This is a genomic window from Traorella sp. mt218, from assembly GCF_055420025.1.
In genome coordinates, this window is the sequence record NZ_JBVAYM010000004.1 from 66850 (window position 1) to 91659 (window position 24810).

The 24810-nt window shown below is 37.4% G+C and carries 28 protein-coding genes; 23 read left to right on the forward strand and 5 right to left on the reverse strand.

Annotated elements, in window-relative coordinates; translation table 11 throughout:
• The 14 genes from ACZYT3_RS03305 (at nucleotide 1) to ACZYT3_RS03370 (ending at nucleotide 12400) form a co-directional block, all read left to right on the forward strand.
• The gene (locus tag ACZYT3_RS03305; RefSeq protein ID WP_464087678.1) at nucleotides 1-1557 is read left to right on the forward strand and encodes an ATP-binding cassette domain-containing protein; all 1557 of its coding nucleotides are present in this window, start codon (nucleotides 1-3) and stop codon (nucleotides 1555-1557) included.
• A gap of 102 nt (nucleotides 1558-1659) precedes the next feature.
• Entirely contained in the window at nucleotides 1660-1839 is a 180-nt protein-coding gene (locus tag ACZYT3_RS03310; RefSeq protein WP_464087679.1) for a hypothetical protein, read from the forward strand.
• Between the two features lie 91 nt (nucleotides 1840-1930).
• Complete coding sequence (locus tag ACZYT3_RS03315; protein ID WP_464087680.1) at nucleotides 1931-2368, forward strand: hypothetical protein; 438 nt, start codon at nucleotides 1931-1933, stop codon at nucleotides 2366-2368.
• The gene (locus tag ACZYT3_RS03320; protein ID WP_464087681.1) at nucleotides 2365-2844 is read left to right on the forward strand and encodes a hypothetical protein; all 480 of its coding nucleotides are present in this window, start codon (nucleotides 2365-2367) and stop codon (nucleotides 2842-2844) included. Before ACZYT3_RS03315 ends, ACZYT3_RS03320 begins: the two co-directional genes overlap by 4 nt.
• 86 nt (nucleotides 2845-2930) lie before the next feature.
• On the forward strand, nucleotides 2931-3776 hold the full coding sequence (locus ACZYT3_RS03325; RefSeq protein ID WP_294561744.1) for a putative manganese transporter: 846 nt from the start codon (nucleotides 2931-2933) through the stop codon (nucleotides 3774-3776).
• On the forward strand, nucleotides 3773-4327 hold the full coding sequence (gene pth, locus ACZYT3_RS03330; RefSeq protein WP_464087682.1) for an aminoacyl-tRNA hydrolase: 555 nt from the start codon (nucleotides 3773-3775) through the stop codon (nucleotides 4325-4327). The genes ACZYT3_RS03325 and pth overlap by 4 nt, the downstream gene beginning before the upstream one ends.
• The gene (gene mfd / locus ACZYT3_RS03335; protein WP_464087683.1) at nucleotides 4324-7761 is read left to right on the forward strand and encodes a transcription-repair coupling factor; all 3438 of its coding nucleotides are present in this window, start codon (nucleotides 4324-4326) and stop codon (nucleotides 7759-7761) included. The genes pth and mfd overlap by 4 nt, the downstream gene beginning before the upstream one ends.
• A 74-nt stretch (nucleotides 7762-7835) precedes the next feature.
• Nucleotides 7836-8315 carry an AbrB/MazE/SpoVT family DNA-binding domain-containing protein gene (locus ACZYT3_RS03340; protein ID WP_294561741.1) on the forward strand — a complete coding sequence of 160 codons (480 nt, stop codon included), beginning with the start codon at nucleotides 7836-7838 and terminating at the stop codon, nucleotides 8313-8315.
• A gap of 39 nt (nucleotides 8316-8354) precedes the next feature.
• Nucleotides 8355-8627, forward strand: a complete 273-nt coding sequence (locus ACZYT3_RS03345; protein WP_294561740.1) for an RNA-binding S4 domain-containing protein — start codon at nucleotides 8355-8357, stop codon at nucleotides 8625-8627.
• 159 nt (nucleotides 8628-8786) lie between these two features.
• Nucleotides 8787-9572 (forward strand): SDR family NAD(P)-dependent oxidoreductase, encoded by a 786-nt coding sequence (locus ACZYT3_RS03350; protein ID WP_464087684.1) that lies wholly within the window; start codon nucleotides 8787-8789, stop codon nucleotides 9570-9572.
• Nucleotides 9573-9828: 256 nt separating this feature from the next.
• On the forward strand, nucleotides 9829-11226 hold the full coding sequence (locus ACZYT3_RS03355) for a uracil-xanthine permease family protein (protein ID WP_294562523.1): 1398 nt from the start codon (nucleotides 9829-9831) through the stop codon (nucleotides 11224-11226).
• 193 nt (nucleotides 11227-11419) lie between these two features.
• Complete coding sequence (gene yabP / locus ACZYT3_RS03360; RefSeq protein ID WP_294562525.1) at nucleotides 11420-11704, forward strand: sporulation protein YabP; 285 nt, start codon at nucleotides 11420-11422, stop codon at nucleotides 11702-11704.
• 14 nt (nucleotides 11705-11718) lie between these two features.
• A complete protein-coding gene (yabQ, locus tag ACZYT3_RS03365; protein ID WP_365936221.1) occupies nucleotides 11719-12135 on the forward strand; it encodes a spore cortex biosynthesis protein YabQ in 417 nt (138 codons plus the stop codon).
• On the forward strand, nucleotides 12095-12400 hold the full coding sequence (locus ACZYT3_RS03370) for a septum formation initiator family protein (RefSeq protein ID WP_294562526.1): 306 nt from the start codon (nucleotides 12095-12097) through the stop codon (nucleotides 12398-12400). Before yabQ ends, ACZYT3_RS03370 begins: the two co-directional genes overlap by 41 nt.
• Nucleotides 12401-12455: 55 nt before the next feature.
• Here the strand turns inward: ACZYT3_RS03370 and ACZYT3_RS03375 are convergent, their stop codons facing one another.
• The gene (locus ACZYT3_RS03375; protein ID WP_464087685.1) at nucleotides 12456-13457 is read right to left on the reverse strand and encodes an HNH endonuclease; all 1002 of its coding nucleotides are present in this window, start codon (nucleotides 13455-13457) and stop codon (nucleotides 12456-12458) included.
• Between the two features lie 117 nt (nucleotides 13458-13574).
• Here ACZYT3_RS03375 and ACZYT3_RS03380 point away from each other — a divergent pair, with 117 nt between their 5' ends.
• From ACZYT3_RS03380 to ACZYT3_RS03405, 6 genes are all read left to right on the forward strand, one after another.
• Nucleotides 13575-14258, forward strand: coding sequence for an AT hook domain-containing protein (locus ACZYT3_RS03380; RefSeq protein WP_464087686.1), 684 nt, complete (start codon nucleotides 13575-13577; stop codon nucleotides 14256-14258).
• Nucleotides 14259-14369: 111 nt separating this feature from the next.
• Nucleotides 14370-14522, forward strand: a complete 153-nt coding sequence (locus tag ACZYT3_RS03385) for a hypothetical protein (RefSeq protein ID WP_464087687.1) — start codon at nucleotides 14370-14372, stop codon at nucleotides 14520-14522.
• The gene (locus tag ACZYT3_RS03390) at nucleotides 14480-14797 is read left to right on the forward strand and encodes an ASCH domain-containing protein (protein WP_464087729.1); all 318 of its coding nucleotides are present in this window, start codon (nucleotides 14480-14482) and stop codon (nucleotides 14795-14797) included. The genes ACZYT3_RS03385 and ACZYT3_RS03390 overlap by 43 nt, the downstream gene beginning before the upstream one ends.
• An 8-nt stretch (nucleotides 14798-14805) precedes the next feature.
• Complete coding sequence (locus ACZYT3_RS03395; protein ID WP_464087688.1) at nucleotides 14806-15372, forward strand: HD domain-containing protein; 567 nt, start codon at nucleotides 14806-14808, stop codon at nucleotides 15370-15372.
• A complete protein-coding gene (locus tag ACZYT3_RS03400; RefSeq protein ID WP_464087689.1) occupies nucleotides 15369-16403 on the forward strand; it encodes a threonine aldolase family protein in 1035 nt (344 codons plus the stop codon). Before ACZYT3_RS03395 ends, ACZYT3_RS03400 begins: the two co-directional genes overlap by 4 nt.
• Nucleotides 16397-16870, forward strand: a complete 474-nt coding sequence (locus ACZYT3_RS03405; RefSeq protein ID WP_464087690.1) for a GNAT family N-acetyltransferase — start codon at nucleotides 16397-16399, stop codon at nucleotides 16868-16870. The genes ACZYT3_RS03400 and ACZYT3_RS03405 overlap by 7 nt, the downstream gene beginning before the upstream one ends.
• Nucleotides 16871-17225: 355 nt before the next feature.
• Here ACZYT3_RS03405 and ACZYT3_RS03410 read toward each other — a convergent pair whose 3' ends face one another.
• From ACZYT3_RS03410 to asnB, 4 genes are all read right to left on the reverse strand, one after another.
• Nucleotides 17226-17660 carry a DMT family transporter gene (locus tag ACZYT3_RS03410; RefSeq protein ID WP_464087691.1) on the reverse strand — a complete coding sequence of 145 codons (435 nt, stop codon included), beginning with the start codon at nucleotides 17658-17660 and terminating at the stop codon, nucleotides 17226-17228.
• A gap of 1 nt (nucleotide 17661) precedes the next feature.
• On the reverse strand, nucleotides 17662-18090 hold the full coding sequence (locus ACZYT3_RS03415) for a DMT family transporter (RefSeq protein WP_464087692.1): 429 nt from the start codon (nucleotides 18088-18090) through the stop codon (nucleotides 17662-17664).
• Between the two features lie 62 nt (nucleotides 18091-18152).
• A complete protein-coding gene (locus tag ACZYT3_RS03420; RefSeq protein ID WP_464087693.1) occupies nucleotides 18153-18335 on the reverse strand; it encodes a hypothetical protein in 183 nt (60 codons plus the stop codon).
• 37 nt (nucleotides 18336-18372) lie between these two features.
• Complete coding sequence (gene asnB, locus ACZYT3_RS03425; RefSeq protein ID WP_464087694.1) at nucleotides 18373-20175, reverse strand: asparagine synthase (glutamine-hydrolyzing); 1803 nt, start codon at nucleotides 20173-20175, stop codon at nucleotides 18373-18375.
• 134 nt (nucleotides 20176-20309) lie between these two features.
• On the opposite strand from asnB, the gene gpmI reads away from it, so the two are divergent.
• The 3 genes from gpmI to ACZYT3_RS03440 all read left to right on the forward strand — a co-directional run bounded on the left by gpmI (nucleotide 20310) and on the right by ACZYT3_RS03440 (nucleotide 24808).
• The gene (gpmI, locus tag ACZYT3_RS03430; protein WP_464087695.1) at nucleotides 20310-21881 is read left to right on the forward strand and encodes a 2,3-bisphosphoglycerate-independent phosphoglycerate mutase; all 1572 of its coding nucleotides are present in this window, start codon (nucleotides 20310-20312) and stop codon (nucleotides 21879-21881) included.
• A gap of 122 nt (nucleotides 21882-22003) precedes the next feature.
• Complete coding sequence (locus tag ACZYT3_RS03435) at nucleotides 22004-22897, forward strand: alpha/beta hydrolase (RefSeq protein ID WP_464087696.1); 894 nt, start codon at nucleotides 22004-22006, stop codon at nucleotides 22895-22897.
• 162 nt (nucleotides 22898-23059) lie between these two features.
• On the forward strand, nucleotides 23060-24808 hold the full coding sequence (locus ACZYT3_RS03440) for an ABC transporter ATP-binding protein (RefSeq protein ID WP_464087697.1): 1749 nt from the start codon (nucleotides 23060-23062) through the stop codon (nucleotides 24806-24808).
• Nucleotides 24809-24810 lie beyond the last annotated feature (2 nt).

Sequence of the window (24810 nt, forward strand, 5' to 3'; positions counted from 1 at the left end):
ATGCACACAGAAAAGAGTTATAAAAAGATTCTTAAAAAAGAAAGAATGAGCATAAGTATTTTAATACTATTTAATATTGTTATTTCGTTTTTAAGTGTATATCCTACCTATGTGATTGGTATGGTCGTTGATCATTTATTAAGTGATGATGTTGTAAGGTATATTCTTCTTTTTGTTGTTTTAAGGTTATTCTATATCATCTTTAAATTGATATCTTCTTATATAAAAGCAACAATCAAGGTACATCTTTTATCGAATACAAGATCTTATTCTCTTGGGTTGGCGATGTTGAATCCGAATTTTGGTAATTTTGAAAATAGTCAGTATATGACCCGCATTGTTGATGCGACCGATACATTTGAAAATGCATTAAGTAGTTTGATATCCTGGATTTCATTAAGTTTGCCAACAGTGTTGATCACTATCTATTATATGGCAAAAATTGATTGGCTGATTACTGCGGTATTATTACCGTTAGCATTTATGATGGTATATCTTTCAATGAAGAGTTCTAAGGTATTATCGAAAAGTGCAAATGCGGAATTATCATCTCTTTCAAAAGTAAAAGACTCCGCCTATGATATCATAAATAATATTGATAATATTTCCATTTTTAATGCTTTTGGAAATGTTTTATCCAGACATGAGAAGATCGAAGATCAATGGCAGAAAGAAAAGATAAGATATGATTTCAGGGTTGTGGGATACGGTTTATTGATTAGTTTATTTGGGGTGGTCGTAACGGCTTCGATCTTAGTTTTATCCGTATTCCATTCAACGATAAATCCGGGAAGTATCACAAGTCTTGTATTATATTCAGGAAATCTTTTTATGATCATCCAAGAGGTTGTATCAAATGTTGCGGTGGTTGGTCGTTTCAAGGAAGCAAGCAGGCGTCTGGATGATATGATCAGTGTAAAGGTTGATTTGAAAGTGAAGAAAATAAACCATTATGATATAACCTTTGATCATTTATCGTTTTCTTATGGTGATAAAAGAATTATCAAAGAATTGAATGGTGTGATTCCCTATGGCTCAAAAGTAGCGATCATTGGGGGTAATGGAACAGGAAAGACAACATTAGTAAAACTTATTTGTGGATTGTTGGAACCATCAGGCGGGAAAGTACAAGTAGGAGGTGAAGAAAGTCGTTTGATTAAGAATCGTTTCGTATCCGTGAGTTTTCAAAATCCCAAATTATTCAATGATACGATCAGGAATAATGTTTTATTCTTCGATGATAGAGTAGAACATCTAATCGATGATTTGTTTAATGATTTTGAAAAGGGTGCTGATACAGTTGCAATCAACAGTGGATCAAATTTTTCCGGAGGACAGTTACAACGAATTTCTTTATGCAGGGCATTGGTGAATGAATCCTTTATCAATATATATGATGAATTTGAAAATAGCTTAGATAAGAAGTATTTGGATTATTTTTATTCAAATATTTTGAAATTAAAAGGAACTGTGATCATGATTACGCATAGAAATATTAAAAATGATGATTTTGATTATATCATTGATTTAGATGAAGAAAAGATCATACATGTATAAATGAAAGAAATTTATACTATCAATTCTGTCACTTATGTTTGTTATTTAAAGGGAATTCGGTTAAAATATAGTTAGAAGATAAGATAGAAAGGAGAGAACGATATGATTAAAAATTCAAGAATACAAGATCTGTATAGAAAAGAAGCTGAAACGCTGGAATTGGAATCAAGAAAAGTAAAACATTTTGATGATGAAGTTAAGCCTAAAAAGAAAAGTGATAAGGTAGTGATCTATATTGCATTAGCAATCGTAGCCCTGATTCTATTATCCTTTTTGCTTTGATCGATGATTTTTATAAGATGATCAATTGTTGAAAAAAGATAGTGTATGAAATGCAGATATGTTGACTCTTTAAATATGGAAAGGAGGAAAAATGACAAATCTAAAGAAGCGTTTATACGTATCTTTATTGGCAGCTTTATGTTCGGTTCCTGTAATATGGATAATTATTAGTTTTATATGGAATCGTGGACTTTTTGATTATGGCACGGGTATCTCACAGTTGTCATTTACTTTCTTTATGACAACACTCATCAGCAATCCCTATATTTTGGCTGGTTTGATCTTTTATGGTGGGTTTTTCCTGTATTTCCATTTCTTTAAAGTGTTGAAGAATGGGATTGGTTATTGGGATATCTTTCTTAAAGGTCAGAAGAAAGAATTAATCTTCTGTTATGGCATCGTTTTTGTCATTGCTGTTCTTGGAGGTTTCTTTCCGGTGTTTGCGTCAATGTTTGTTCCGGTTGCTTTTATTCTTTTGATACCGGTCAGCTGTTTTCATTTGTCGATAACAAAAATGATCGAAAGATGAAAAAGATTTTCTTGTTGTTTCTTCTTTTGTTGGGTGGCTGTTTTAAGAAAGAAACGGTCATGGATCAGGTCATTGATGATTTGAATCGTGGATCTTATGATGTCAGTTGTGTATATGAAAGTTCTGATTTAGTGAATGTTTGTGATCAATGGTTTTATGAAGATGATCATGAAGGAGTGAGTGATGAAGCCATTTATGATATTGTGATGTCATATCGGCAAGAAGCACGTCAGATGATCACAAGTGCTGATTATGAACAAATTGATCAAGTTTCTGTAAATGATGATATAATCATGACGATTCATTATGATAATGAAGATGAAGAATCATTTGATCTTTATTATTATAAAGAGAATATATTGCGTATTTTGATCGATCATGAGTATGAGGTGTATTATCGTTTTGATGCATCTTTGCTTGAACGGTTGGAAATGATAATTAAAATATTTGAAAATGAGTTAAGAAAGGCTGGATGAAGATTCAGCTTTTCTTTGAGTTTTTTAGAATATAATTTGAAATCGGCAAAAAAACGATTATAATATAAGGACAGTTGGAGGAAATTATGGTAGATGTTCTGTTAGATGCACTTATTGATACATTAAAAATAGTACCGTTTTTATATTTGTCTTATCTTGTGCTTGATTTTATTGAAAAGAAGTCTTCTGTATATAAGTTGAACTTTTTATTTCTGAAGCATTTGGGACCTTTGTTTGGTGCATTGTTGGGCTGTATTCCACAGTGTGGCTTTAGTGTGATCGCAGCCAGCCTGTATGCGCAAAATGGCATCAGTGTCGGTACTCTGGTTGCTTGTTTCATATCGACCAGTGATGAAGCTCTGCCGATGTTTCTTTCAAATCCAGGTGAGTATCGTCAATTAGGTTTATTTTTGATCTGTAAGATCGTGATTGCTTTAATAGCAGGTTATCTGATTGACTTTGTGATACATAAGCAGGTGAATGATGAGGATGATTTTGAGATTGAAGTTGAGGGCTTGTGTAACTGTTCATCGAATAGTTTCGTGAATGCTTTGAATAAGACGGCAAAGACGGTCTTCTTTATCTTTTTGATCAATGTAATCTTAGGAATCATCATTTACTTTATTGGTGAAGATCGGTTAAGTGCCTTATTGGCTGTCCATCCTTATTTACAGCCGGTGATCGCAACTATCGTTGGTTTTATTCCAAATTGTGCTATTTCGATCTTGATGGTTCAGTTGTATATGTTGGACGCTTTGACATTTGGCAGCATGATTGCCGGTTTGTGCAGCGGTGCCGGAGTAGGATTGGCCGTGTTGTTTAAGAATAATAAAAATATGAAAGAAAACTGGCTGATCGTTTTATATATCGGTATCGTTGCGGTCATGAGCGGGGTATTGATTGATTTGTTGTTGAAAGGGGTGATCGGATGAAGTTAATCGTTGGACTTGGAAATCCGGGGAAAGAATATGAAAAAACACGCCATAATGCAGGTTTTATGTGTATTGATAAGGTTGCGGAAGCATGTAACCTGTGTTTTGATACAAAAAAGTTTAAGGCTGAATTAGCGACTGGTTTTGTGAATGGTGAAAAGGTCATATTGATGAAGCCGCAGACCTATATGAATCTTTCAGGAGAAGCTGTAGGTGCCTGTGTACGTTTTTATGATATTCCGATTGAGAATATCTGTGTTTTGGTAGATGATCTGGATCTGCCTATCGGGAAGATTCGTTTGCGTATGAAAGGAAGCAGCGGCGGACAGAATGGCTTAAAAAATATCATAGCTCATTTAGGAACACAGGAATTTAAGCGTATTCGGATCGGTATCGGCAACAATAAGCTCATTGATACAAAGGATTATGTACTTGGAAAGATAGCGAAAGAGGATCAGACGCTTTTTGAGGATGCGTTGCAAAGGGCGAGCCGTGCAGCTGTGGATTTTATATCAAAACCGTTTGAACGTGTCATGGGAGAGTACAATTGAAGCGGATATTAGAAAAGCTGGCGCATAACCCTGCAGTAGAGGTCTTGCTTCGTGATGGCAATGAGATCGGGAATCTCAATCCGATCGAGGAAGTACTGCTGATTGCGGCCACTTATGAGCAGAAGAAAAAAAGAATGCTGATCGTAAAAAGCAACCAATATACAGCACAAAAACTGATGGACAGATTGATCCCCCTTACCTCAGCCAAAGTGCTGCTTTTCAGCGTAGAGGATTCTTTGCGCGTCGAAGCCATCGCTTCTTCTCCGGAAAGCAAGGCTGTTCAATTAGAAACGATGAATGCGATGCTGGAAGGGGAAGCAGATATCGTGATCACGCATGCGGCCGGACTGATTCGTTATCTGCCAAGTGTTGATTTTTTCCGACAGTGCTCGCTTCATCTGAAAGTGAATCAGACAATTTCGATGGATGAGCTGAAAGAGCGTCTTTTTTATGCCGGGTATGAGATGACGGCCAGAGTGGATCAGCCTTTGACCTATGCGCATCGTGGAGGTATCATTGATGTCTTTTCGATGAATCAGAATGATCCTATACGTATTGAGTTTTTTGATAATGAAATTGAAAGCATTCGTTATTTTGATGTTGTGACGCAGCGTACGATCTCACTAGTTGATGAAGTGAAGATCATACCTGCCAGTGATCTATTATTCAGTGATGATGATATTGCGCAGATCATTGCCAGCGGAAATGAAAAACTGGAAAAAGCAAAGAGGGATCATAGTGAATTGATCAATCAAACGTTGGATGAAACGATCAATGCGGATTTTGACGGTTTGATGAATCATGTCAAAGAAAATCATTATTATCGTTATTATGCCTTGTGTTCCCATGAAACGACGATCAAGGATTATTTTGATGCGACCATTTATTTAAGCAGCATTGATGATGTAGAAGAAAAGATCAAGCGTATTCAGGAAGAAACGATTGCCTATGTACAGGAGTTGGTCAAAGAGGGCAGGGCATTACCGATCTACTCTTTATTTGCCTCGCTTCAGAAAGCTTTGGGTTCAAAGAAGGTTGTTGAATTTCAGTCATTTGTGGATATGCACAGTTATATCATCAGCGGCATCCAACAGCTGGATATGGCGGATCTGTCTTTAGAATTGAAACTAAAAAGGATCATTGAAGAAGCGAAAGAGAATACGGTACTTTTATGTTTAAATGAAACTGAAAGTACACTTGTTTGTGAAACATTAAAAAACATGCATGAAAAGGCGGTTGTTCTTGATGAAAAAGAACCTTTGAAACGAGGGCTGTTTATTGTCAAGAAAGATTTATATGAAGGCTTTTCATGTACCAAAGAACATGTCATCGTCTATTCTTCAAAAGAATTGTTTAATGAGCGCAGGATCATTGGCCGGCATACGAACAAGTTTAATAAAGCACAGGCCCTGACAAGTTATGAACAGCTGCAGAAAGGGGATTATGTCGTCCATCAGCAGCATGGTATCGGTATGTATAATGGTATCGTGACGCGTGAATTTAATGGATTACATAAAGATTATCTGCAGATCATCTTCCGAAATGATGATGTCTTATTTGTTCCTTTGGAACAATTCCGCTTAGTGCGTAAGTTTATCTCAAAAGAGGGAGCTGTTCCGAAGCTGAATAAGCTTGGAAGCAAGGAATGGCAGAATACGAAAAAGAAGATCAGTGAGGATATCAAAGAGCTGGCACAGCGCCTGGTGGCCTTGTATTCACTGCGTGAAGAAAATATCGGCTTTGCTTTTTCAAAGGACAGTGAAGATCAGAAACGTTTTGAAGATGAATTTGAATATGAGCTCACTGATGATCAAAAACAGGCTGTCGCAGAGATGAAAAGAGATATGGAATCCGGTAAGCCGATGGATCGTCTGTTGTGTGGCGATGTTGGCTTCGGGAAAACAGAAGTGGCCATACGTGGTGCTTATAAGGCTGTAAGCGATCAAAAACAGGTGGCCTTTCTATGTCCGACAACGATCTTGAGCCAGCAGCATTATAAAGTGTTTAAACATCGTTTTCAAAATGAAGCGGTCAATATCGAAGTATTGAATCGTTTTGTGACACCAAAGGAACAGACGCGTATTCTCAGGGATCTAAAAGAGGGCAAAGTTGATATATTGATCGGAACACATCGTATCTTAAGCAAGGATGTCGTTTTTAAGGATCTGGGCTTTTTGATCATTGATGAGGAACAGCGCTTTGGTGTCCAGCACAAAGAAAGGATCAAGGAATTAAAAAGCAGTATCGATGTGCTATCTTTATCCGCAACGCCGATCCCGCGTACGCTTCAGATGTCACTGATCGGAGTGCGTGGCTTATCCCAATTGGAAACACCGCCAAAAAACCGTCAAAGCGTCCAAACCTATGTGCTTGAGAAAAATCCGCGTATGATCAATGAGATCATCCAGCGTGAATTAGCCCGTGACGGTCAGGTCTTCTATCTTTACAACAATGTGAACAATATTTATTCTGTCGCAAACAAGATCCGTAAAGATCTGGATGTGGATGTAGGTGTCGTGCATGGAAAGATGGATAAGGAATCAATTGAAGATGTCATGGTCCGTTTCATCAACAATGAGTTTAAGGTCCTGGTATGTACGACGATCATTGAAACCGGAATTGATATACCGAATGCCAATACGATCATTATTGAAAATGCCGACACGTTTGGCTTAAGTCAGCTGTATCAGATCAAAGGACGTGTTGGACGAAGTGATCGTCTGGCTTATGCTTATCTCTTCTATAAACCGAATAAACAGCTCAGTGAAGTAGCCCAAAAACGTTTAAAGGCCATCAAAGAGTTTGCGACCTTAGGAAGCGGTTATAAGATAGCCATGCGTGATTTGACGATACGTGGAGCCGGTGATATGTTAGGTGATAAGCAGGCCGGATTCATTGATACCGTAGGTATGGATATGTACATTGAGATGTTGAATGAGGCAATCAGTGAAGAAAAAGGTATCAAAAAAGAAGAACCGAAAGAAATCATCAAGACCAATGTATCGGTGGATGCCTATATTCCGAAACATTTCAGTGATGAGGATTATGAGAAAATTACCTTCTATCAGAATATTGATAAGATTCAGACTAAAGAGGAATTATTGACGATGATGGAAGAAACGAAAGATAACTTTGGTAAGCTGCCAAAAGAAGTCCAGTATTTGTTTGAAAAAAGACGATTGGATATTTTAGTAAATGAAGAAGGTGTAGAGTCATTTAAGGAATATCCAAAGGAAGTTGAATTGATCTTCACAAAATCCTATTCAGATAAGATGGATGGTGTAAAGCTTTTTGAGATCATTACTTCTATTTCAAGAGAAATCGTTGTCCGTTACAGTAATTCTAAGATGAAATTTAAGATACCTAAGAGAAATCAATGGTTAGAAAAGGTTATTGAGGTCATAGAAAGAAGCAAAGAAGCATTGAAAGCATAATTCTTTTGCTTTGTGTATAGATTCCAACAAATTGCCGATACTACTAGCATGACATCAGTTATGGAGGCATGAAGATGAAAGCTACAGGTATCGTAAGAAGACTGGATGATCTTGGAAGATTAGTAATTCCAAAAGAGATAAGGAAACAATATCATTTGAAAGAGGGAGATTCTATTGAATTTTATATTGAGAATGAAAAAATCATATTAGAAAAATTTGATACGTTAAGCTCAAAAGAAAATGACATTTTAAAGATATGTGAAACGCTCCAGGACATCTATAAAACAAAAGTATATTTTATCCATCAGGCAGCATTAGGTATTGAAGAAGATGTAAATCCAAAGTTTATAAGCAAATGTCAGGTATATCGTATCACTCCATTTAAAAATGAAAAAATATTTGTAAGTGATGTCAATGAGGTCAATGGGGTCATCTATCCGATCGTCATAGAAGGATACTGGCAGGGAAGCTTTGTCATCATTTCTTCAGCACAGACAGATTTTCCTAAAGTAGAAGCTTTTACAGCTTTTTTGTCAATTAAATACCAATTGTAATTTTATTCATAAACTGATAAACTTATCTAGAGGTGGATTATGCGTTTAGATAAATATCTGAAAGTAGCAAGAATATCAAAAAGACGTGCAATCGGTAAAGAATTGGCAGATAATCAGCGTGTATTGATCAATGGACGTATTGCGAAACCAAGCAGTGAAGTCAAAGAAAATGATATTCTGACGATATACTTTGGACAGAAGGAATTGACGATCCGGGTCCTGATGCTGGCAAAGCAGGTCAATAAGCAGCAGGCAAATCTTATGTTTGAAGTTATTGAGGAGAAGAAAAGGGAAGAAAAAGAGAGCGAATGAGCTTAAATGTCTGAAGTATTCATGGAATGAATCCACAGGTATGTGGATTTTTTTCATAGATGTCCAAGAATCATCTTACTTTACACGTTTATGGACGGGTGATAAAATCTAATTGTTAGTGAAGATAAACTTTTAAAGCATAAGAAAGGATGGTTTTGTATGGATTTAAAATTAACGGATAAGGTTGTCTTGATCAACGGTTCAACAGGCGGCATCGGACAGGCATTGTGCCGTGCTTTTGCCAGTGAAGGATGTAAATTGGCGATTTCTTCAACGAGCCAGAAAAAGCTGGATGCTTTTGTTCCTACCTTGGATATTCCAAAAGATAAATTGTTTACCTCAGTTGTTGATGTAACCCAGGAAGAACAGGTAAAAAACTGGATCGATCGTGCCTATGAACATTTTGGCAAGATAGATATCGTTATTCCAAATGCAGGCTATGAAGGAAAGTATCAAGAGATTCAGGACTGTACGATGGAAGACTATATGAAGGTATATCAGATCAATGTCTTTAGTGTTATGTTTGTGATGAAATATGCAGCTCCTTACCTTATCAAAAATGGTAATGGTGCCATCGTTACGATCGCATCGAACGGAAGCTATACGACATCTCCGGGAATGAGTGCTTATTGCTCATCGAAGCATGCGGTAGCAGGTCTGACAAAAACGGTAGCTCTTGAGCTGGGTCCTCATGGTATCCACTGTAATTATATCTGTCCGGGAGGGGTCGATACACCGATGATCGGAAGAATCGAAAAGAATACCTTTGGTGATACGAAGACGCATCAAGAAGCTGAACAGATCTTTGGTGCACAGTATTTGGATAAGAGATACTGCAAACCGGAAGAGGTTGCTAATTTAGCGCTCTATCTGGCTTCAGATGTATCCTCTCATATGATGGGATCCGGTATTCGTCTGGATGGTGGTATGGATGCTTTATGCTGATTTGAGATAATAATAAGAAGAATGAGTGAAGATGGTGAATAGCCATCTTTTTTTTGATGATCGGATGAAAATTTGAAAAAAATCATTTTTTTGTAGCATTTTATTTGATTTTATGATATTATCAAAAAAATGGATTCTGAGTTTCATGGACTTTTTTGTGAAATATAGGACATTAGGGGATATCGGTAATGTCTTTTTGTTGAGCAGAAAACTCCTTTTTAAAGAGGCAGGAATTCATAGAAAGGAGACATCTTTGATGCGAAAAGAAAACACTTTTGCTTCAGAAGGCTATTTGCCTGATGAGAACCCTACGCTTGGGAAATTGATACTCTATGCGATCCAGCAAGTGATTGTCATGTTCCCTGCTACCGTCACAGTAGCTTTGGTAACTGGCTTTCAGGTATCGACCACCATTTTTGCCAGCGGGCTTGCGACATTGTTCTTCATTGTTATTACCGGAAGAAAGATTCCTCTCTATTACGGTTCAAGCTTTGCTTATCTGACCGCTATATCCAGTATGTGTGCGGCTGAGGGCTTTGTCAAGGTGGATGGTATTCTTCCCACAGAAGCAATCCAGTATGCCCAGTTTGGTATCATTCTTTCCGGTCTTGTTTCAATTGCAGCAGGCCTGCTCGTTCGATTCTTTGGCAGCAAGGCTGTAGAAAAGATCCTACCGGCTTCGGTAACAGGACCTGTTGCGATGATCATTGGTTTAACTTTGGCAGGAAATGCATTGAGTGACGCTATTCCGAATGTAGAAACAGCAACGATTGAAAGTAATCTTTGGATTGTTGTGGCTCTGGTAACTTTGATTTCTACGATTCTTTATTCCAAATATTTAAAAGGCTTTTTAGGACAGCTGCCATTACTGCTTGGCGCATTGACAGGATGTCTGTTCGCAGCTGCTTGTTATCTGATTGCAGATGTAAATCTCTTTAGAGAAATGCCTGCAGCAGCATTAGAAGCTTCTATTTGGAAACTCGGAGATGGTTCTCTCTTTGCTGTTCCTGCTTTTTCTTTGCCTAAAGTGTCATGGACAGCAGTTGCTGCTATCATGCCTATTGCGATTGCAACGATACCGGAATCAACAGCCCATATGTATCAGCTGGATATCTATGTAAATAATGTGGCAAAACGTAAAGGCGTCAATAAAAAGTATCACCTGGTTGACCTGTTGGACCGCAACCTGATCGGTGATGGTATCTGTGATATGATCTCCGGTGTTGTTGGAGGTCCTGCCGGAACCAACTACGGTGAAAATATCTCGACGATGGCAATTACGAAGGTCTTCTCTACTTCAGTGCTGGTCGTTGCAGCAATCTTTGCGATGATCATCAGTTTCTTTACACCACTTATTCAAGTCATCTATGGTATCCCATTGGCTGTGATCGGCGGTCTTGAAATCTATCTGTTCGGAGCAATCGCCGCACAGGGAATCGCTATCATGATCGAAAAGAAAGTGGATATGTTCTCTTCAAAAAATATTGCGGTCATTGCGGCAATCATGGTGATCGGTATCGGTGGCAACTATGCTTTCGGAGGTAATATCCCATTCTTTGGCTTGCAGATTCCTTGCATTGCCGGAGCAGCAATCTTTGGTATCTTATTAAATATCTTGTTAAGTATCGGTGAAAAGAAACAAAGTGAAAGCTAAGCTGATATTTATCTGAAAACAACTTGATTACATAAATTTAAATAAAAAAGAGATGACATCTTATGAAATCCGTGCATAATTGTCATCTTTTTATTAACTCAATTCATTAATAAGATATGATCATACTTTTGACTCTTTATTATAAGGTTCTATTATTGATTTACATTCATACAATGAACAAGGGGAGTGAACCATGGAAAATGCACTGAAGTTTGAAACGAATCCGTATCACAATTTTATCTGTAAAGAAAGGAAGATTCTTGAATTATCCGGAGTAAAAAATGTAGAGCGTTTTGATGAAAACGAATTTATCTTAGAAACGACATTAGGATGGATGTGTATAAAAGGAAGTGAATTATCATTGAATAAGCTGGATACTGAGCATGGGGATGTCATCATCAAAGGAAATATCGATGGCATAGAATATACCACAGCTCATAAAAACAAAGAATCGCTGTTTTCAAGACTATTCAAATGAATCTGTATGAACAGATGATTTCTTTAGGATATCATCTGCTTGCAGGAGCAGTTTTTGGATTTTTGTTTAGCTTTTTATCTCTTTGCAGTATTGCCTTTGCTTCTGTTTTTAAAGCTTTTCTATATATCTTCTTTTCGATGTTTTGTACCCTTCTTTTTTATTATGGCTTATACTGTATCAATGGTGGTATGACACATTTTTATTTAATGGCGGTCTTTCTATGGGGTCTTTATCTTTATTATCACTTATTTTATGAGATGCTTTTGCCCCTGTTTTTCTATATAAAAAAGATGTTTCGGCCATTAAAGAAAAAACTGGGTTTTGCGAAAAAGAAAATCTATGCTATAATAGAAAAGCAAAGGGAAAAAAGAAGGAGGTCGAAACTAAAGAATGAGCAACGCAAAAAGAAACGTAAAAATGAGAAGGTTTAATTATCATTTAAAAAGTATCTTGTTAATTGCTTGTTCCTTCTGGTTCGTTTTCAATGTTGTTAACGAATTATTAACAACAAAAGAAATCAAGGATAGGATTGATGAGGCAGAAACACTTTCAGCTCAGATCGATGATGAAACGGCAAGTCTGGAAGAACAGAAAGAAATGCTTCAGGATCCTAACTATGCGATGAACTATGCAAGAGGAAAACTTCTGATTTCTCAGGACGGCGAACAAATCTTCGCATTAGATGATGAAGAATAAACATTATAAAAAGATGCAAAAACAGGACACTTAGGTGTCCTGTTTTTGTTAAGCATTATTTTTTATAGATATGATGGCGATGATATTCAAGAAAAAGCTTTCGTGATGCATTCATGTGAGTATGATCTAATTTGAAATCTTCTTTTAACTGATAGATTTCTTTTTTATCCTGAAGCTCATCGCAGATAAGCAGATGTCCCTGTTCATCAAAGCTGATATAGCCCTGATCGAAAAGATAGTCATGATTGCGGCAAAGCAGTAATCCATTGTTTGAATCCATGGCTTCGATCAGATATCCACAATCACGGAAAGGCTTGATATGTGAAGCAATCAGCATGTGTGGCAAAGCCGCCTGACAGATGCAGCAGGAATGATGAAATTCATTAAACAGGCAGTCTTTGAAAAAGACTTGCAGATCCTTGGAACAATCCCGATCAACAGGAACCCCTTTTTGTGGAAAAATATCTAACATGTCTTTTAAATGCTGATAATTGACGATCGGTGAACCTTCATTGCGATACTGCAGCTTTTGATGACTATATAAGTCATGAGTATAACAGGCTTTTAGACAATCAGAACAGTTAAGACCTTTTACTGTATCCTCGAGGATCCATTGATATTCATAAAGCCATTTGGGTTCGAAAATACGGACATGGTCTGTTTTTTTTAATAAAAGCGTTTCAAGGATGATCGGGCGGAATTCTTCATCAATGAAGCGTAGAGATAAAGGTTCATTTAAATGGGTCTTAAAATAAGCACGGGTTTCTTCTTTCTGGATGAGAGCTTCAAATAAAGACAAAGCTTCCAGCTTTGAATCATGGGAGCTTTTGGCGAAAATATAGAGAGGCTGGGAAAGATCAAAGCCGTTTTTTAATATTTTTATATTCTTTGAAGCAATGAGAAAATCAAGTAATTGATGAAATTCCTTTTTAGAAAGTATGAGATCTTTCTCGTTGATACATGAAAGAAAAGCTTCAAATACCGTGTTATGAGTGAATGAATCTGTTTCTAACTTATCAAAAATATGTAAGTATTTCTTAAATTGTGATTTTTTCATAGTTACCTCTTACATTATTATATACAAAAATCAAAAAAAATTAAAGAAGCACCATAATGTGCGTGTTTTCGACAAACGAAAAGTCTTACAATGTTTTTATTGAAGGAGGGATTAATTATGAAAGGTCCGGGTATTAAAGATTACTTATATGCAATTGAATCAAAGAAGGAAGAAGCAAGGAAAGCAGGCTTGCATGAGATTGAGATTTCCAGTAAAGCATTACATCAGGAAATATCGCCCAATCATGCGACGATGCCCACTTGTTGTCAGGCAATGTATAAGCTGACATTAGAAGGTGATGAGATCATCAAGACACCTAAGGGAACGACAGGTTATGGTTCACATTTGATTATACGATTTCATGTTGATGATTTAGATCGTGCGCAGCGTTTTCCTAATAAGAAAAGAGGAAGACCATCTAAGACGTATGAGGAAAAATTAGCGTCTAAGAAAGCGAAGATGAAGCGGAATACGGAAGATTTGAATAATCTTTTGAAATCGTGGTTAGACGAGAACGGTTATACGTTCAGTGAAGAAAAGAATGAGCTGGTGGCTCAGAATGGCGAAAGAAAATGGATCATTCAGGTTCAGGGTGTCAAGCGTGGAAGAAAACAGACACTGCCGAATAAGATCAGTGAACTGATCACACGTATTGATGATGATGAAACTTATTATTCAATTGCTTTTAATGATACGAATCTTACACGAAGACAGTGGAATGAGATTAGTAAAGTTGTGAAGGATCAGTTGAAGCTAAGCGTGCTGTTGGCTGATAAGCAAGGAAGAATATTAGAAATTTAAAAGGGTCTGAAAAAAGACCCTTTTTTGATTGAAAAGATGATTGTCACCGGGATAAAGAGCGTGATATGATTAAGGTGTTTCATAGGTTTATTTATAATTTGGGGGTAAGTGATGAAAGCAGAGGAAATGTGGCAAGAATTTTGTAAAGATCCTGCGATTCCTTATGAAGCATGGAAGTTTGAGATGATCCTGATAAACTGGCAAAGCTTGTTGTCAATGGTATCAAAACAGCGACTTGCAGTGCCTATGTCTTTTATGAATTAGAGGGTGAAAAGCTTCCCGAGGCAGGTGAATACAGCATTGTTTTAGATTCAAAGGATGAGGCCGTATGCATCATACAGACAACACGGGTCTATATAGAAGCCTATAAAAATATTAGTGAGGAACATGCCTATAAAGAGGGTGAAGGTAACCGGACGCTGGAGGATTGGCGTAAGAACCATGAGCGATTCTTTAGAGAAGAATTGAAGAGCGTCCATCTTGAATTTAGTGAAGATATGAAACTTGTATGTGAAGAGTTTAAAGTAGTATATCAATAGGAGAGATTATGGAAATTAATGAATTTTTAGATTTTATGCATGCGGTGGAAAATTTGAAACAGGTAACCCGTCATAGCTGGACAAGCCAAGGGCGTCATGAAGATGTCGCGGCTCATAGCTGGCGTGTGGCTTTGATGGCTATGATGGTTAGTGATGAATTTAAGGAACTTGACATGAATCGTGTCATAAAGATGTGTTTGATTCATGATTTAGGAGAAAGCATTACGAGTGATATTCCTTCCTTTGAAAAGACAGAGGAGGATGAAGATGTTGAGATCAAGGCTCAAGATCAACTGATAAATCGTGTAAGCGGAGCTTTTCATGAAGAACTGAAGGCTTTATTTCATGAGATCAATGAGATGAAAACAAAGGAAGCCAAGCTTTATAAATGCTTAGATAAGCTAGAAGCATTGATTCAGCATAATGAAGCAGGTCTTGATACATGGCTGGATCTTGAAAGAGAACTCCAATTGACCTATGGGGTTGAAGAATGCGAAGCTTTTGACTATACTAAGAAATTAAGAGAAAGAGTGAAACAGGACTCGATTGATAAGATGAAGGAGGAAGGAAAATGATTCATTTTGAGTGTGATTATACGGAAGGAGCGCATCCGAATATTATCAAACGTTTGACAGAAACAAATATGATGCAGACATGTGGCTATGGTGAAGATGAGATTTGTGAGAGTGCCCGTAATAAAATAAAAAAAGCGATCGGGAATCAAAAAGCTGATGTACATTTTTTAGTAGGTGGTACACAGGCTAATCTGACGGTCATCGATGCGATTTTACGTTCTTATCAGGGAGTGTTGAGTGCGGTGAGCGGTCATATCAATGTCCATGAAACAGGGGCTGTGGAAGCTTGTGGTCATAAGGTCCTGGTATTGGATAGTGAAGATGGTACGATCAGCGGTGAGCAGGTCAGAGAATATATGGAACGTCATCTTCATGATTCTTCTCGTGAGCATACGGTACAGCCGGGAATGGTTTATATTTCATTTCCTACGGAAAACGGCACACTGTATTCAAAAAAGCAATTAAGAGAATTATATAAGGTATGTTGTCACTATCATTTGCCTTTGTTTATTGATGGAGCACGTTTGGGCTATGGTTTGATGAGTCCTGAAAATGATTGTACGCTTAAAGATATTGCGAAATATAGTGATGTCTTCTATATTGGCGGTACAAAAGTAGGTGCTTTGTTTGGTGAAGCTGTTGTGATCGTCAATAATGATCTGAAAAAAGATTTCAGATATATGATCAAACAAAAAGGCGGTATGTTAGCAAAAGGAAGACTTTTAGGTATTCAGTTTGATGAATTATTTGAAAATAATCTGTATTTTGATATTTCTAAGCATGCGATCAATCTGGCAATGGAGATCAAACAGGCATGCAGGGAGGCTCATCTTGACTTAGCTTATGAATCATTTACAAATCAGCAGTTTGTTTTATTGAATGATGAACAAGTAAAGAAATTAGAAGAAGATTTTGTAGTATCCCATATTGAAAGAAAAGGAGATATGAATGTGATCCGTCTTTGTACGAGCTGGGCGACGACAAAAGAAAATGTTGATCTGTTGATAGCAAAGCTAAAGGAATTATGTTAATTTGCGTAAAGCCGCGAATGGATGAATTGAGCTATCGTCAAAAATGGTTATCAGATGAAAATACGATGGCTTATAACAAAAAATGGGGAGGAATGATTTCTTTTCCTAAAGAAAAATGGCAAGTGTGGTATGAACGTTGGGTTGTAAATCCCGATCAGAAATTCTATGCTTATCTGTATTCTGAAGAAGAGAAAGATTATGTCGGGGAAATCAGTTATCGCTATGATGAGCATTATGATGAAATAATAGCAAACGTGATCATTGATGATCGATATCGTCATCATGGTTATGGAAAAGAAGGATTAAGGCTTTTGTGTGATCAGGCGAGCAGGATGGGTTATCAGTCCATTTGTGATGATATTGCAATCGATAATCCTTCAGTATCGATGTTTATAAAAGAAGGCTTTTATGAAGTATTTAGAAATGAACATATTATCATGGTCAGAAAAGAGCTGAGCAGTCAATGACTGCTTTTTTCATAAAAAACTTTAAATAGTCTTGTGATTAAGCGATAAAAAACATGTTTTTGATAGAAAAATAACAAAAGAGAATCAGTCAGATCAGTCGTACGAGGAAAGCTCAATTATCAGTAATCTGAGGAATATCTAAAAAGCAAAGGGAACAAGTAAGAAATATGATAAATTATAGAAAGAATTATAATAATGTAAAGCTATTTGTTCGATAAATTTTTATTAAAATTTAGAACAAAGACCTTGATTAGGAAATAAAATAGTTGAACATTCATTAATGGAAGAATAATGAGTTTGAGTTCATCTTCCTATTTTCAGCATCTGACTAATTTCAGACTTAACCAACATTTTATTATGTTAAAGATACTTTTCGATCCCAAATAACCCCGATTGTCATAATGATGATACCGATGACCTTTATCAATGAAAAGGAATAGCCAAGAGCAAGATCTAATAGAAATGAAGCAATCAATTGACCGATCAAGATAATGATCGCTGATTGAAATAGATTCATCTTATTCAGAGAAGTAATATTTAAAAAGAATGCAATGACGCCAAATACACCGCCAAAATAAAGCCAGAAAGGTGCTTGAGCCAAATGATTCATACCTGTTTTAGCTTCCGGATATGCCAGAATGACACATAGAGAAGCCAAACTGCCTATGAGATAGTTCATCAGACAGCCGCTGTTGTTTCCAAGATGCTTGGTTGCCTGAAAGTTAACAGTTCGATTTACTACGTTAAGACAGCCTAGAAATAAAGCTAATAATATATAGAAGATTTCCATGTCAGCCTCCGAAATTAATAAGTAAGATACCAAAGATAATGAGCAATAAAGCAGGCACTCTTTTTACGTTGAAAGAATTCTTGATCACTCCAAAAAGTCCAAAATGATCTAACAGAATGGAAAGAAAAATCTGACCGGCAATGGAAAGACAGGTGGTCAGCACATTACCGATATGAGAAATTGTAAGGGAAGTAAAGCTGACAAGCAATAATCCACATAAACCGCCGCCATAGATATAGAAAGGCATCGGTCCTAATCGTATTTTTTCTTTTTTAATGACTTTAATATAAAGAATCATCAGGATAGCACCGATCAGATGCACCAGAAAGCTGGTACCATAGATACCGATCACAGTGCTCAGCTGACCATTGAAGCTTTGCATACAGGCTAATAAAACGCCGGAAAGGAATACTAAAAAGTATTTCATCATCATCACCGCTCCTTATTATATAGGGTTTGGGAGAATTTGCAATGAAAAAGGAGCAAAGCTCCTCATTGTTTGATATCATTTTCTTGTTCGGAAAGTTTTTTTCCATAAGATGTCATCATATAAGCCAGAAATGTTCCGCCTAAAAGACATCCGCTGATTCTTGCAGCCTTTACTGTTTTTTTAGCTGTTTTGTTCCGCATGATCTCTTTCTTGGCTATTCTGATTGCCTGTTTCTTTATGTCCATGGTCATCACCCATGTTCATTATACACGTTTTTTTGATTTATTGAATCTGAATCTTATATTTTTTTATCCAATAGTTGATTTGTAAGAGATAGGCGATCGTCTGAGGGGTCGTCATCAATTGTCCATACCATGGTGTGCTGCTTTCCTCTACACAAAGTTTTAATACCTCTTCTTTATTAAAGATTTTCCATAAAGGCTCATCACTTTGACTGATTTTCAATAGTTCCTGGCGCAGGATCTTTAAATATTCGGGATGATGGGTCTTAGGAAAAGGACTTTTTTTACGTTCACTGATTTCAAGTGGCAATAGATCCTTCATTGCTTCTCTTAATAGACCTTTTTCTCTTTGGTTATGGTTTTTATATGCCCATGGTATCGAATAAACATAATTCAGGATTCGAGTATCACAGAAAGGAACACGTGCCTCTAATCCGTTGGCCATGCTCATCCTGTCTTTTCTGTCTAACAAGGTCTGCATGAACCAGTGAATATTAAGGTAGGTCATTTGCTGGATGGCGATATCTTCTTTAGAAGCATTTGGTAGAAACGGTGCCTTTTGAATTGAGGTGTGATAAAGAGAACCCACATAATGGTGATAGTCAATCTGATATTGATTTAAAAGCAGGGATTGACGATATTCAAGATTTTGCGTCCATGGAAAATAGGAGCGGTTTTGATCTTGAAACCAGGGATAACCGCCAAAGATCTCATCGGCACATTCTCCTGACAATACGACATCGACATGCTTTTTCACCTCTTCACAGAAGCATAGAAGAGCTGTATCGACATCGGCCATGCCCGGAAGATCCCTGGCATCGACAGCACGATAGATCGCATCGATCAAATCAGCACTTTTCAACTTGATCTTGGTATGGTTGGTTTTAAACGTATCAACCATGAGATCGATATAAGGAATATCGCTGGTCGGTTGAAAATGATTGGGAATAAAATAAAGATCATTTTCTTCAAATTCTAATGAGAAGGTTGATAATTGTTTTCCTTCTTTTTTATAGTGATTGGCAGCAACGGCACAGATGATAGAAGAATCCAAGCCACCGGATAAAAATGCACCGATTTTCACATCACTGACAAGCTGGCGTTTAATGGCATCAATGACAAGAGATTTCACTTTTTCGATGGTTTCATCATAACTGTCGGTATGAGGCTGTGCTTTTAATTCATAATAAGGATGTATCTGAAAGGATGAGGATGAGTAAGTAGCATATTCACCGCCTTTGATTTCATAAATGTTTTTAAAGACACCGCTGCCGCTGATCCTTCCCGGGCCCAGATAAGCAATCTGATGGATCGAGTGTTCATCAATGATCGCTCTGACAAGCGGATAAGCCAGCAGTGTCTTGATTTCGCTGGCAAAGAGTAAGATCTGGTCAACGAACGTATAAAATAAGGGCTTTACACCCATCGGATCACGAGCTAAAAATAAAGATTTTTCTTTAGTATCATAAATTGCGAAAGCAAATATGCCATTGATCATCTGAAGACAATTTTCTTTATAATAAATATAAGCATGCAGGATGACTTCGGTGTCACTGGATGTATGAAAAACAATGCCCTTTTCTTCCAGATCATGGCGTAATTCTTCAGTGTTGTAGCACTCTCCGTTATAAATGATCGTATATTCATTGATCTGCATCGGCTGCAATCCCTTTTCAACATCTACAATAGCTAAACGGGTATGCATCAGGGCGACATGATCCTCCAGATAAAGTCCGTCACTGGTAGGACCACGGTGTTTCATGGTCTGAATCATGTCATTAAAAATCACTTGTTGGTTTTCTAGATGATGGTTTTCATCAAGGATACCGGCTATACCACACATAATTTCACTCCTTTTTCAATCAAGTCTATTCAAATTGTGAGTGAATTATGAAAAAATGTGAAAAAAATAGTAAATCAGGTGCTAATTCTTTAAAAAAGTGATATATTATGTAAAGGAAATATGGAGGAGAATATATGTCAAAAAGACCTTTAGTTTTAGTTGTAATGGATGGCGTTGGTTTAAGTGACAACAAGCTTGGAAATGCTGTTGCGAATGCTTATACGCCTAATTTAGATGAACTGATGAATACTTGTCCGCATACGGCCATTAAGGCACACGGATTAGCTGTCGGCTTGCCAAGCGATGGTGATATGGGTAACTCAGAGGTAGGACACAACGCTTTAGGATGCGGTCAGATTTACTCTCAGGGTGCCAAATTGGTTAATGAATCAATTGAATCAAAGGACATCTTTGAAACAGATACATGGAAACAGTTGATCAATAAATGTAAGGATCACGGTAAGATGCATTTTATCGGTTTGCTTTCAGATGGTAATGTGCATTCACATATCAATCATTTAAAAGCTTTGATTGCAAGAGCAAAAGAAGATGGTGTTAAGGAAGTCAGGGTACATGCTCTTTTAGATGGACGTGACGTTCCTGAAACAAGTGCATTGACTTATGTCGATGATATCGAAAACTTCATGAATGGTTTGAATGATGATACGTTCCATGCCTGCATTGCCAGCGGTGGCGGACGTATGAAGATCACGATGGATCGTTATATGGCAAACTGGCCGATGGTAGAAGCCGGATGGAAGACACATGTATTAGGTGAAGGCAGACAGTTTAACAGTGCCAGAGAAGCGATTGAAACGTATCGCAAGGAATTAGGTGTGATCGATCAGGATCTTCCGGCATTTGTCATTGCGAAAGACGGCAAGCCGGTTGGAACGATCGAAGATGGCGACAGTGTCGTATTATATAATTTCAGAGGCGATCGTGCCCAGGAAATTTCCTTGGCCTTTGATGAGGAAAACTTTGATAAGTTTGATCGTGTAAGAAAGCCGGATGTTATGTATGCAGGTATGCTGCAGTATGATGGCGATCTGAAGATTCCTAAGCATTTCCTTGTTTATCCGCCAAAGATCAAATATACGATGAGCGAATTTATGGTAAAGCACGGAATCAGATCTTATGCAATCAGTGAAACACAGAAATATGGTCACGTTACTTATTTCTGGAATGGTAACAACTCTCAGAAATTCTCAGAAGAATTGGAAGACTGGGTAGAAGTTAAGAGCGATGTCGTACCGTTTGAAGAAAGACCATGGATGAAGAGCGCAGAAATTACAGACCAGCTGGTAGAAGCAATTGAATCCGGCAAATATGATTTCTTGCGTACAAACTATCCAAATGGTGACATGGTTGGTCATACAGGTAATTATGAAGCGACTGTGATCGGTGTTGAGAGTGTTGACTTGAATCTGGCTCGTATCAAGAAAGCCGTAGATAAGGTCAATGGTATTCTGATCGTTACAGCTGACCATGGTAATGCAGATGAAATGTATGAAAAGCCAAAGAAGGAAGGAGCTCCTTTAAAAGCAAAGACATCTCATACATTGAACAAAGTTCCATTCATCATTTATGGTGCCGATGTGGAAATCGCTGACGGTGATTTTGGATTAGCCAATGTTGCCAGCACGGTTGCGAAATTGTTAGGTCTTGAACCGGATGAACACTGGTTGCCGGCAATTATTAAATAACGAAATAAAGAGGTTCTCTGAAGTGAACCTCTTTTTCTTTATATATATACCTTTCTTGAATGTTGAAAAAGATAAATATGTTATAATATTTTGTAGAAAAAATAAAAATAAAGGAGAATACAATGATTCAAAAAAAGTATGAAATAAAAGACAGCGCTTATTTAACAGCCTATCTTCATGAATCAGATAAGAGCAGACCTGCCATCGTCGTCATTCCCGGAGGGGCTTATATGCTTGTAGGAAGTAATGAAGGAGAACCGGTTGCTCAAGCATTTTATGAAAATGGTTTTCAGTCTTTTGTCTTTTCTTATTCTACCATTACATCTGATTTGATGAAAAAGCATCCGGATTGGACATTTGATGAAGCCATTGATGAGGGAGAACGATTGATTTATGACAGTGATCATGTATCTTCGAATTATCCTAACTCACTTGTAGAATTAGCGATGGCCATGAAACTGATCACTGATCACGCAGATGAAATGCATGTCGATGTTTCTAAGATTGCAACGATCGGGTTTTCTGCCGGAGGTCATTTGAGTGCAGTCTATGGAAACTGGTGGAATGAGGAATGGTTATTGGAAAAAGCAGGATTATCAAAAGGTATTCAGCCATGGTTTCAGGTCATATGTTACGGGGTAACAAGGTTTGATGAAGATTATTTGATGTGGCTGAAAGAGAATCAGCCGGGATTGATCAAGATGTATAAAGCATTTTATAATACGATCGATCCTGATAAAGAGATTATGGATGAGTGGAGTCCTGTGAATACAGTGAATCAGAATACACCACCTACTTTTATCTGGCATACGGCTAAAGATGAACTTGTTCCAATTGGGCAATCACTTGATTATGCAAAGATGCTTCAAGAGAAGCATGTTCCGTGGGAAGCTCATTTTTACGAACAGGGCAGTCATGCGTTGTCATTGGCAAGTGAACGGACAGGAACCAATGAATCTCATGTTCAGACATGGTTTGATTTACTGATGGAATGGGTTAAATACTATCGTAAATAGAGAAGCTTATTTTATGAGCTTCTTTTTTTGATTGATATAAGATAAATGAATTACATGAGGATGAAAACACTTTCTTTTTTTGTGATTTAAAGCATCAAGGATACTTGAAAAAAACTTCAATTGGAATTACAATATATTCATTGCAGCTGTGGGGGTGAATGTATGAAAAAGAAGGGTGTTTTGTTTCCGTATATATGGAAATATAAGATCCCTTATGTAATTGGTCTATTGACTTTGCTGATGGTTGATTATGTCAACTTATTCATTCCACAAATTACAGGTGAAATTACGGATGGATTATCTTCTTTTACCCTTGATTTGAATGGTGTGCTTCAGTTGATTTTAGCTCTTTTGGGAGTAGCTTTGCTGATTACGATAGGACGCGTTTTCTGGCGTGTTTTTATTTTTGGTACTTCCCGGAAAATTGAAAATGAATTACGTAATGACATGTTTTCTAAATTGGAAGGATTGTCACAGACATATTTCAATACACATAAAACAGGTGATTTGATGACTCATTTCACAAATGACTTAGAAGCTTTGCGAAATTCAATCGGGCCGGCAGTGATCAGCAGCTTTGATGCGATCGTGATGACAGCCTTGGTATTGTATCAGATGATGGTATATGTTGATTTTAAACTGACATTGCTGACGTTGATCCCAATGTCGCTGATTGCCATCGGTGGTTATTATTTTGGTGAAGAGTTTGAACGTCGTTTTGCGAAAAAGCAGGATGCTTTTGCGAAGCTGAGCGATCATGTACAGGAAAGCATTACGGGTGAGCGTGTCATCAAAGCTTTTGTACAGGAGGAAAAGCAGGATAAAGCTTTTCAAAAGGTTAATGATTATAATAAGAAAATGAATATGCGGGTCGTAAAGTTAATGGCTACTTTTACGCCTTTGATGGACTTTATCATCGGATTGAGCTATGTAATTACGATTATCTATGGTGGTTATCTGGCTTTGACCGCTCAGATTACCTTAGGACGTTTCGTGGCATTTAATCAATATCTGGGTATGCTGGTATGGCCAATGATTGCTTTAGGAGACAGCATTACTTCTTTCTCACAAGGAAGAGCAGCGATTGGACGTATCAATCAGGTGTTTGATGAAATACCGGATATCGTGGATGATGAGCATCCGTTAGATATAAAAGAATTATATGGTGATATCTCGATCCGTCATCTTTCCTTTAGCTATGGTGATGAATTTCAGGATGCTTTAAGTGACTTGTCACTTGAGATCAAACGTGGTGAAACTTTGGCGATCTTAGGTCGTACAGGAGATGGAAAGACGACCTTGGTGAATTTACTTTTACGTTTATATGATATCAGTGAGGGTGAAATCTTATTTGATGGTCATGATATAAAGAAAATACCGCTGCATGTATTAAGGAGCAGCATTGCTTATGTGCCGCAGGATAGTTATTTGTTTAGTGACACGCTGGAGAGAAATATTTCTTTTGGAAAACGAAATGCAACCCATGAAGAGGTCGTTGAAGTATGTAAGATGGCTTGTGTGCATGACAATATCATTGATTTTCCTGAAGGTTATCAGACGGTTGTCGGTGAGCGTGGCGTGACGCTTTCAGGTGGTCAGAAGCAGCGTTGTGCGATTGCCCGTGCCTTGTTAAAGGATTCTCCGATCTTGATCTTGGATGATTCCTTAAGTGCAGTTGATACGGATACAGAAGATCAGATATTGGAAAATCTGAAAAAGAAAAGAAAAGATAAAACTACGATCATGATTGCTCATCGTATATCAACGGTGAAGAATGCAGACCATATCTTAATTCTTGAGGAAGGCAAGAAAGCTGAATATGGAACCTTTGATGAGCTGATGGCATTAGGCGGTATCTTTAAGGAAATGTATGATAAACAGCAGCTGGAGAAACAGCTGGGTGCTGAGTAAAG